This is a genomic window from Anaerotignum sp., from assembly GCF_045122575.1.
Lineage (GTDB): Bacteria > Bacillota > Clostridia > Lachnospirales > Anaerotignaceae > Anaerotignum_A.
The window spans coordinates 1-8679 of the sequence record NZ_JBGVHV010000053.1 but is presented as its reverse complement, the minus strand read 5'-3'; the positions used below and the strand labels follow the sequence as shown (position 1 = coordinate 8679).

The following is an 8679-nucleotide window of genomic DNA, read 5'->3' as shown; positions in this document are numbered from 1 at the left end:
TACTGTCGCTTTCAGTGCTGTACGAACATAGTCAGAGGTTTTCTGAGAAATAACTCTTCTGACCACTTCCGTATCCTGTTCCATCACCACAGAACCATCGTCGTCGATGATCTGAGATACGACATAGGGCTGCACCAGATTACCGCCATTAATCAGAGCAGAAAACGCGGTTGCCATCTGAATGGTCGTGCTGTTGAAAGTCTGACCGAAGGCAATGGTTGCCAGTTCTACAGGCCCGATGGCAGACTCTGCATGGAGCAGACCTTCCCCTTCGCCGGGCAGGTCAATCCCTGTTTTCTGGCCAAAACCAAACTCTCTCTGATACTTATACAGTTTTTCTGCCCCTAATTTCTGGGCAATCTGAATGATGCCGGGGTTGCAGGACTGGGCCATGATATCTTCTACCGTTACCATGCCGTGACCGCTTCTCAGATGACAACCGATCTCTCTGTCTGCAACATTGATCTTACCACCGCAGTAGAACGTAGAGTTTTTCGTGATCACTCCTTCTTCCAGCGCCGCTGCCACTACCAGAGGTTTATAGATGGAACCGGGTTCATACGTATCACTGACACAGAAATTCTTCCAGGTTTTATTCAGATATTCGCTCTTTTCCTCATCGGTCATGGTATTCCACGTTTCCGTAAAGGTTTCGTCGGAAAGTGCCAAAGGTTCATCAGGATCGTTCAGGTCAAATTTATTGGCAGATGCCATGGCATAAACTTCCCCCGTATTGGGGTTCATTACCAGAGAAGCCACGTTTTCAGAAGGCCATTGAGCCATGGTTTCCGCTACAGCTTCCTCCGCATACTGCTGGATCGTATAGTCCAGCGTAGTAACGATAGTATTGCCGTCTTCCGCTGCATAGTCCTGATAAGTTACCGTATCCGCCCCCTGATAAAGGATGAAGGAACGGCCGGGAATACCTGTCATTTCTTCATTATAATACCCTTCCAGCCCCCATGTGTTGTTGAAGCCGATCAGGTGGCAGGCCAAAGATTTCAGCGGATAAGAACGTTTGCTGGTCTGTTCAAAATAAACCCCCAGCAGCTTTTCTTTCTCCAGTTTTTCCTTTACACTTCTTTCCACGCCCTTCACCAGATACTTCCAGTGAGTCGGTGTGTTGATCTCATTGGTCGCCGGGTTCACCGCCACGTGATACTGCAGATCTTCCATTTTCAGTTCCGGGAAATATTCGCACAGCGTTGCAAAAGTTTTCTGTGCTTCTTTTTCATCCTTTTCCCCTGCGATCAGCAGCGGATCCAGCGCCACATTATAAACAGCAGTGGATACGGCCAGAACCTGTTCGTTTCTATCCAGAATACTGCCGCGGTTGGCTGCATTGACCAGATCATACCGATTGATCTGCTGATTTTTTACCGCCTGTTCAAATTCCGCCCCATGGGCTGCTTTCCAGTAGATGACCCTGCCAAACAACAGCGTCAGCACTGCCATAAACACAAAAAGAATAAAAGCAAACTTCTGGTTTACTTTTATTCCTCGCGCCTTTCTTCTCATTTATATCAATCCTTCTTCCAGAGATTCGTGATTTTCGTCAGCAGAGATGCCTCATCTGCTGCGTCATCCGCATGATGCTGTACAGTATAGCTCTGTTTCGGCACGTCGATATACACTACCTGATAAGACTGTGGTTCGCTCATGCCCAGTCGTTCTGTAGCTTCTGTCCGGATAAAATCCATATCCAGCTGTTCTGTCAGTTCTGCTTCCAAAATCGCATTGGCAGATTTCAGGGTTTCCAGTTCACCCTTCTGTCTGCGCAAAGACACTTCCGCATTGTCCACCAATACATTCATCCCCATAAATGCGATACAGCCAATAAACAGTACCAGAGCCACACCGATCATTTTTGCAGAAGAGATCCGGTTTTCTCTGGCTTCTTCCTTTGCCAGACGTTCCTCCGCCTTACGGCGTTCCTCTTCCTCTTCACGGAAACGGTAGGGGCTGTAATCCGGCTGCAGTTCATAAGCAACGTTGCCATATGTATAATAAGACCCAGCCTGCATGCGGTCTCTGCTTCTGTATTTTTCTGCTGCCATGTCTGCCCCTCCTTTCCATCAGTTTTTCTTATTTTATACCCCTTCCAGAACGCGGAGCTTTGCGCTGCGAGAACGAGGATTTACTTCTAATTCTTCTTTAGATGGTGCAATCGGTTTTCTTGTCACCACTCTGCCCAAAGGCTTCTTCCCACAGACACACACAGGGAACTGGGGCGGGCAAATACAGGGATTTTCCTGCTTGCGGAAGGCTTCTTTTACAATACGGTCTTCCAGAGAGTGGAAGGTGATGATGCAAAGTCTGCCGCCTTCATTCAGTCTTTCGGAAACATCATCAATGGCCTGCTGCAGCACATCCAACTCTCCGTTTACTTCGATACGGATGGCCTGGAATGTTCTTTTTGCAGGATGGGGGCCATCTTTTCTGGCACCCTTCGGCACTGCCTTTTTGATGATATCCACCAGTTCGCCCGTTGTTTCAATGGGGCCGTTTTCTCTTTCTTTTACAATGAACTGGGCGATGCGTCTTGCCCAGCGTTCTTCGCCGTAAGTAAAGATCACTCTGTCCAGTTCGTCTTCGTCATATTCATTGACCACGTTATATGCGCTGAAGGGCTTGTCCGGATTCATTCGCATATCCAGCGGTGCATCCTGCTGGTAGGAAAAGCCGCGCTCCGCCTCATCCAGCTGGTGAGAAGAAACGCCAATATCCATCAGCATGCCGTCGATCTTTTCGATCCCCAGTTCATCCAGGATATTTTTGATATTGCCAAAATTATCTCTGACAAAGGTGATCTTATGTTTATGTTCTTCCAGTCTTTTGCCTGCCGCTTCGTGAGCATTGGGATCCTGATCGATACAGATCAGTCTGCCGGTTTCAATGCGTTTGGCAATTTCCAGAGAGTGGCCGCCGCCGCCCATGGTGCCGTCCACGTAAATGCCGTCAGGCTTGATATTCAGATTATCGATGCACTCGTAAAGGAGTACGGATACATGATGGAAATTCATAATTCCTCCAAGTCGTTTCTCTATTTCAAGTTCTCATTTCTAACGAATTCGCATCTGATACTGTTTTCATGATTTCAGCTTGCGAAGCCTTCACAAGCATTCGTCAGATGCCCAGATTTTCCATTTCGAAAGCAAGTTCATTGCTGATGTAATCTTCTTCATCGCTGTATTCGTTCCAGCTGTCTTTGTTCCAGATTTCGATGCGGTTATTTACACCGATGGAAACGATGTCTTTCTTCAGTCCTGCATATTCTCTCAGGTGAGGAGGCACCATGATACGTCCCTGATTATCCAGTTCGCATTCCACTGCCCCTGCAAAGAAGAAACGGACGAATTTTCTGGCGCCGGGGTTGGTCAGAGGAAGCTGTTTCAGTTTTTCTTCAAAAACCTTCCATTCTTCCTGAGGGTAGGCAAACAGGCAGTTATCCAGCCCTTTTGTCACAACGAAACGCTCTCCGAGGTCATCTCTGAACTTTGCAGGTACGATCAAACGTCCCTTTGCATCAATGGAATGTTGATATTGTCCCAAGAACATCTCGCTGTCACCACCTTTCTCCCTTTCTCCACGTTTCCGGTGATTTTTCACCACAAAACTCCACTTTGCGCCACTATTAACCACATTGTAATACAGCCACATAGAAAAAACAACCCCAAAATACCGATTTTCTTAAGATTTTTTCTTTGAAAAAAGCCCGATTTTCCAAGGTTTTCTCCATCAAAAAAGGAGAGCCCCCACCACTCTCCACCAAATCCGAATATCCTCCACCATTTTTCTCCTCCACCACTCTCCACCACGGCCGAAAATACCCTGTTTCAAAAATTTTTTCATCCATTCGGGCACAAAAAAAGCCCTGCATGTTTCATGCAGGACTTACTTTGTTTTTTATTTATTTTCTGTAAAATATTCCATCAGTGCTTTGAATGCAGGCAGAGAACCTTCCACCATAGCATAATTTACTGCATAGGACAGACGCACATAGCCGGGACAGCCAAAGCCGCTGCCGGGCGTTACGATCATGCGATATTCTTTTGCTTTCTGGGCAAATTCCTTATCATCCACAGGCGTTTTCACGAACATGTAGAACGCACCTTGGGGTTTCGCCACTTCATAGCCATATTCTGTCAGGGCATTGTACAGAGTTTCTCTGTTTCTGTCATAGAAAGAGATATCAACCGTTTCTTCGCAGCATTCCGCACAAACCATCTGAGACAGGGAGGGCGCATTGATAAAGCCCATAATACGTGTTGCAACTGCCACACCATATACGATATTATCAAAGTCCTCCACTTCGTTTCTCAGTGCCAGATAACCAATGCGGTCACCGGGCAGAGACAGGGATTTGGAGAAGGAATAGGCTACGATGGTATTTTTATAAAAATCAGGTACCCAAGGCACAGTAGCACCATCATAAACCAGTTCTCTGTAGGGTTCATCAGAAATCAGATAAATGGCATGACCATATTCTTTTTCCTTTGCCACCAGAACATCACAGATCGCCTGGATCGTTTCCGCACTGTAAACAACGCCTGTGGGGTTGTTGGGATTATCGATCAGAACAGCTCTTGTATTTTCTGTGATATATTTCGCCATTTCCTTCGCATCGGGCTGGAAAGTAGGAATGTTGGCAGGCACTGCCACCAAGGTACAGCCTACGTTATCCGCATAGCGGTCATATTCACCGAAATAGGGCGCAAATGTCAGGATCTCCTGACCGGGATCCATCAGCACTTTCAGCAGGCAGTTGATGCCGCCGGCAGCACCGGTACAGAAAATGATATTATCTGCGCCATAGGATTCCCCAAAACGACGATTCAGGCTGGCTGCGATCTTTTCTCTGGCTTCCACGAAGCCATTGTTAGGCATATAGTGATGCAGATACCAAGGGTCTGTTTCATTCAGGATACGGATGCTGGTTTCTCTGATGATATCGGGTGCAGGCAGGTTGGGGTTGCCCAGACCGAAATCATACACGTTTTCCACACCGTACTGCGCCTTCATTCTGGCGCCCTCTGTGTACATATTGCTCATTGCTGCACTTCTTTCCAGCAATTTGCTCATTTTATCAGAAATCATACTGATTCGCCTTCTTTCATTTGTATTTTTCCACCAGATATGCAATGGCTTCCACATAGCCCAGGAAGCCCTTGCCCATGATGGTTTTTTCACACGCCTTGCCGGCGTAAGAGATCTGTCTGAAATCCTCTCTTTCCTTCACATCGGAAATATGTACTTCCACCGCAGGCAGGCTGACCGCCTTCAGCGCATCCAGAATGGCTACGCTGGTATGGGTATAAGCCGCAGGATTGATGACAATGGCATCTGTGCCGTCAAAATATGCCTGCTGGATGCGATCCACCAGTGCCCCTTCGTGGTTAGACTGATAGATCTCCCCTTCGATTTTCTGTTCTGCAAAGGTCTTTTCGATCAGATTTTTCAGATCTTCGTAAGTTTCCGCACCGTAAATATTCTTTTCACGGATCCCCAGCATATTCAGATTGGGGCCGTTGATGACAAGGATTTTCATATTGCCGCCCCCTTACGCTTCGGAATAACAGCCCAGGAAGGACAGGCTTTCCGCCGCATATTCGATATCCTTCAGCACAGTGATCATCTCAGGAGAGAACACAGAACCATCCAGATCAAAATAGAATCGGAATTCAAAATCCTTGCCGGGAATGGGTCGGCTTTCCAGTTTGCACAGATTGATGCCGCGGCAGGCAAATTTACCGATCAGTTCGTGGAGAGAACCGGGTCTGTGGTCTACGGAAAGCATCAGGCTGATCTTGTTGGAGCCTGCGAAAATTTCCATATCTTTTGTGATGCAGATGAAGCGTGTGTAGTTGTTTTCGTTATTCTGCACGCCATTCATCAGTACATGAAGACCATACAGTTTTGCACAGTCTGTGGAAGAAAGAGCCGCGATATCTGTTCTGTCGCTTTCTGCCACAAATTTTGCTGCTGTTGCCGTATTTTCAAAAATCGTCACTTTGATGCCGGGGTGTGCTTTCAGGAAATTACTGCACTGCTGCAGCGCCTGAGAATGGGAAATGACTTCTTTTACGTCCTCCAGTTTTACGCCGGGCTTCGCCAGAAGGGCATGATTGATATGCAGCTTCAGGCTTTTCACGATATAAAATTTATGTTTTACCATCAGGTCATAAACTTCTGTTACGGAACCGGCAGAGCTGTTTTCCACAGGCAGTACGCCGTATTTGCAAAGACCTGTTTCCACTGCATTGAATACACTTTCAAAGTTGCTGAAAAACATCTTGCTGGGCATGCCAAACAGTCTGTCACAGGCTCTGGATGCATAGGAGCCTTCCACCCCCTGACAGGCAACCACTGCCTTTCTGGGGAATGCCTGCGGAGGATTTTCGATATTTTTCAGAATTTCTCTGGACAGGTCTGTTTCTTTATACAGGATGCCGGACTGATAGCTTTTGCTGACATCAAACATGGTCTGATAAAGCTTATTCACATAGATCTCAAATTCTTCTCCAGCCTTTTCCATAACCTTCTGCAGCACAGCCTGTTCTCTTCTCAGATCCAGCACAGGCAGATTTTTTTCTGCCTTGGCATTGGCGATCTCCGCCGCCACCTGCATACGTTCTACGAACAGATCGACCATCTGGTCATCAATATCGTTCACACGTTCTCTCAATACGTTCAAATCCATAAACCTTCATCCTTCCTTACATTCTGCACAGCAGATCCAGGATCGCCACTGCCGCCGCCGCTTCCACACAGGGTACGGCTCTGGGCACGATACAGGGGTCATGGCGCCCCACCACTGCCAGTTTGTCGTTTTCTCTTTTGCTGATGGAGATGGTATCCTGCTCCTTGCTGATGGAAGGGGTGGGCTTGAAAGCCGCACGGAACACCAGCGGCATGCCGCTGGAGATCCCACCTAAAGAGCCGCCGTGGTTATTTGTCTTTGTTTCCACGGTACCATCTGCATTATATATAAAATCATCGTTATTTTCAGAACCAAACAGGTCTGCCACACCAAAGCCTGCGCCAAATTCCACGCCCTTGACTGCAGGAATGGCAAAGACTGCCGCTGCCAGTCTGCTTTCCAGACCGTCAAACATAGGCTCGCCTACGCCCACAGGCAGCCCTGTCACCGCACATTCGATGATGCCGCCTACAGAATCACCCTGTTCCTTTGCCGCCGCAATGGCCGCCTGCATGGCTTCCCCCGCCGCATCCTCCTGTACAGGGAAGGCTTTGGCTGTCACTTTCTGCAATGCTTCCGCATCAACATGCACTTCATCAAAAGGGGTATCCTTCACACCTTTGATAGACAGGATATGGGCACCCACATGGATGCCCTTTCTCTCCAGAATCTGTTTGCAGACTGCCCCCGCAAAGCACAGAGGAGCTGTCAGCCTGCCGGAGAAATGGCCGCCGCCCCGATGGTCATTATATCCATCGTATTTCACCCACGCCGTAAAATCTGCGTGACCGGGTCTGGGCAAATCTTTCAGTTTATCATAATCTTTCGATCTTGTATTCGTATTTTCAATAATGGCACAAATGGGCGCACCACAGGTTTTTCCTTCAAAAAGGCCGGAAACCACTCTGGGCACATCCCCTTCTTTTCTGGGGGTGGAATAGGCATTTCTGCCGGGGGCACGGCGTTCCATGAACTGCTGCACCTGTTCCATATCGATTGCTTCCCCTACCGGCAGACCATCGATCACCACACCAATGGCTTCGGAATGGGACTGACCAAAGATGGTAATTTTCACTTTTTCACCAAAATTAGAGGACATCTGCCACACCTCCCAGTTTCTTCAGTTCTGCGAAGAAGGAAGGATAGGATTTATTCACAGCATCCGCATGTTTGATGGTGATATCCACACCAAGGCTGACTGCCGCAATAGCCATAGCCATCACAATACGATGGTCTCCATGGGAATCAATGACGATCTCCCCTGCAGGAGGATTGCAGCCGCCTGTAATGAGCAGGCCGTCTTCTCTTTCTTCTGCTTCTACGCCGATTTTTTTCAGACAGTCTGCCATGGCAGCCAGTCTGTCACTTTCCTTGATCCGCAGTCTGCCTGCGTTCATAATTTCTGTTTTTCCTTCTGCCGCCGCACCTGCAATGCAAAGGATGGGCACCAGATCGGGGATCTGAGATGCATCGATACGAATCCCCTTCATTTCCTTATGTGTCACTGTGATCTGATTCAGAACCGTTTTGGTTTCTGCACCGAATTCCTCCAGAAGAGAAACGATGGCTCTGTCCCCCTGAGGAGACTCCATATCCAGCCCCTGACAGCCGATGCTGCCCTGAATGGCACCTGCCACCAGCCAGAAGGCAGCATTGCTCCAGTCCCCTTCTGTAAAGCGCATACGGGGGCCTGCATAGGTCTGGCCACCGGGGATCTTCCAGCCATTTTCTGTTTCTGTCACTTCCACGCCAAAAGTTTTCAGCGTTTTCAGTGTCATATCGATATAACCTCTGGATTCCACTGCTGTTGTCAGCACAATCTCACTGTCCCCTTCCAACAGGGGCAGCGCAAACAGAAGCCCTGTGATAAACTGAGAGCTGATATTGCCGGGCAGTGTGTATGTGCCGCTCTGCAGCTGTCCTTCCAGTTTTACGGGCAGTCTGTCACTACTTACGGTACAACCATGCTGTACCAGTTC

10 protein-coding genes are annotated in these 8679 nt (G+C 48.2%); all 10 read right to left on the bottom strand.

All coding sequences use genetic code 11. The features are described from left to right. On the bottom strand, positions 1–1518 hold a 1518-nt coding region (locus tag ACJMLT_RS02465; RefSeq protein WP_405726069.1), incomplete at its 3' end, for a peptidoglycan D,D-transpeptidase FtsI family protein. A gap of 5 nt (positions 1519–1523) precedes the next feature. Continuing rightward, the gene (locus ACJMLT_RS02460) at positions 1524–2057 is read right to left on the bottom strand and encodes a hypothetical protein (RefSeq protein ID WP_405726066.1); all 534 of its coding nucleotides are present in this window, start codon (positions 2055–2057) and stop codon (positions 1524–1526) included. Between the two features lie 33 nt (positions 2058–2090). Then, complete coding sequence (gene rsmH / locus ACJMLT_RS02455) at positions 2091–3023, bottom strand: 16S rRNA (cytosine(1402)-N(4))-methyltransferase RsmH (protein ID WP_405726063.1); 933 nt, start codon at positions 3021–3023, stop codon at positions 2091–2093. A gap of 103 nt (positions 3024–3126) precedes the next feature. Beyond that, the gene (mraZ, locus tag ACJMLT_RS02450; RefSeq protein WP_405726072.1) at positions 3127–3558 is read right to left on the bottom strand and encodes a division/cell wall cluster transcriptional repressor MraZ; all 432 of its coding nucleotides are present in this window, start codon (positions 3556–3558) and stop codon (positions 3127–3129) included. A 76-nt stretch (positions 3559–3634) separates the two neighbouring features. Then, positions 3635–3856: a hypothetical protein gene (locus ACJMLT_RS02445; RefSeq protein ID WP_405726060.1), complete on the bottom strand. Its 222-nt coding sequence runs from the start codon at positions 3854–3856 to the stop codon at positions 3635–3637. A 50-nt stretch (positions 3857–3906) separates the two neighbouring features. Continuing rightward, positions 3907–5097, bottom strand: coding sequence for a pyridoxal phosphate-dependent aminotransferase (locus ACJMLT_RS02440; RefSeq protein WP_405726057.1), 1191 nt, complete (start codon positions 5095–5097; stop codon positions 3907–3909). Positions 5098–5113: 16 nt separating this feature from the next. Then, complete coding sequence (aroQ, locus tag ACJMLT_RS02435) at positions 5114–5548, bottom strand: type II 3-dehydroquinate dehydratase (RefSeq protein ID WP_405726054.1); 435 nt, start codon at positions 5546–5548, stop codon at positions 5114–5116. A gap of 12 nt (positions 5549–5560) precedes the next feature. Continuing rightward, the gene (locus ACJMLT_RS02430) at positions 5561–6700 is read right to left on the bottom strand and encodes a bifunctional chorismate mutase/prephenate dehydratase (RefSeq protein WP_405726051.1); all 1140 of its coding nucleotides are present in this window, start codon (positions 6698–6700) and stop codon (positions 5561–5563) included. A 16-nt stretch (positions 6701–6716) separates the two neighbouring features. Beyond that, positions 6717–7799 carry a chorismate synthase gene (gene aroC, locus ACJMLT_RS02425; protein ID WP_405726048.1) on the bottom strand — a complete coding sequence of 361 codons (1083 nt, stop codon included), beginning with the start codon at positions 7797–7799 and terminating at the stop codon, positions 6717–6719. Further along, positions 7789–8679: 3-phosphoshikimate 1-carboxyvinyltransferase (locus tag ACJMLT_RS02420; protein WP_405726045.1), on the bottom strand; the 891-nt coding region annotated here is incomplete at its 5' end. The genes aroC and ACJMLT_RS02420, both read right to left, overlap by 11 nt.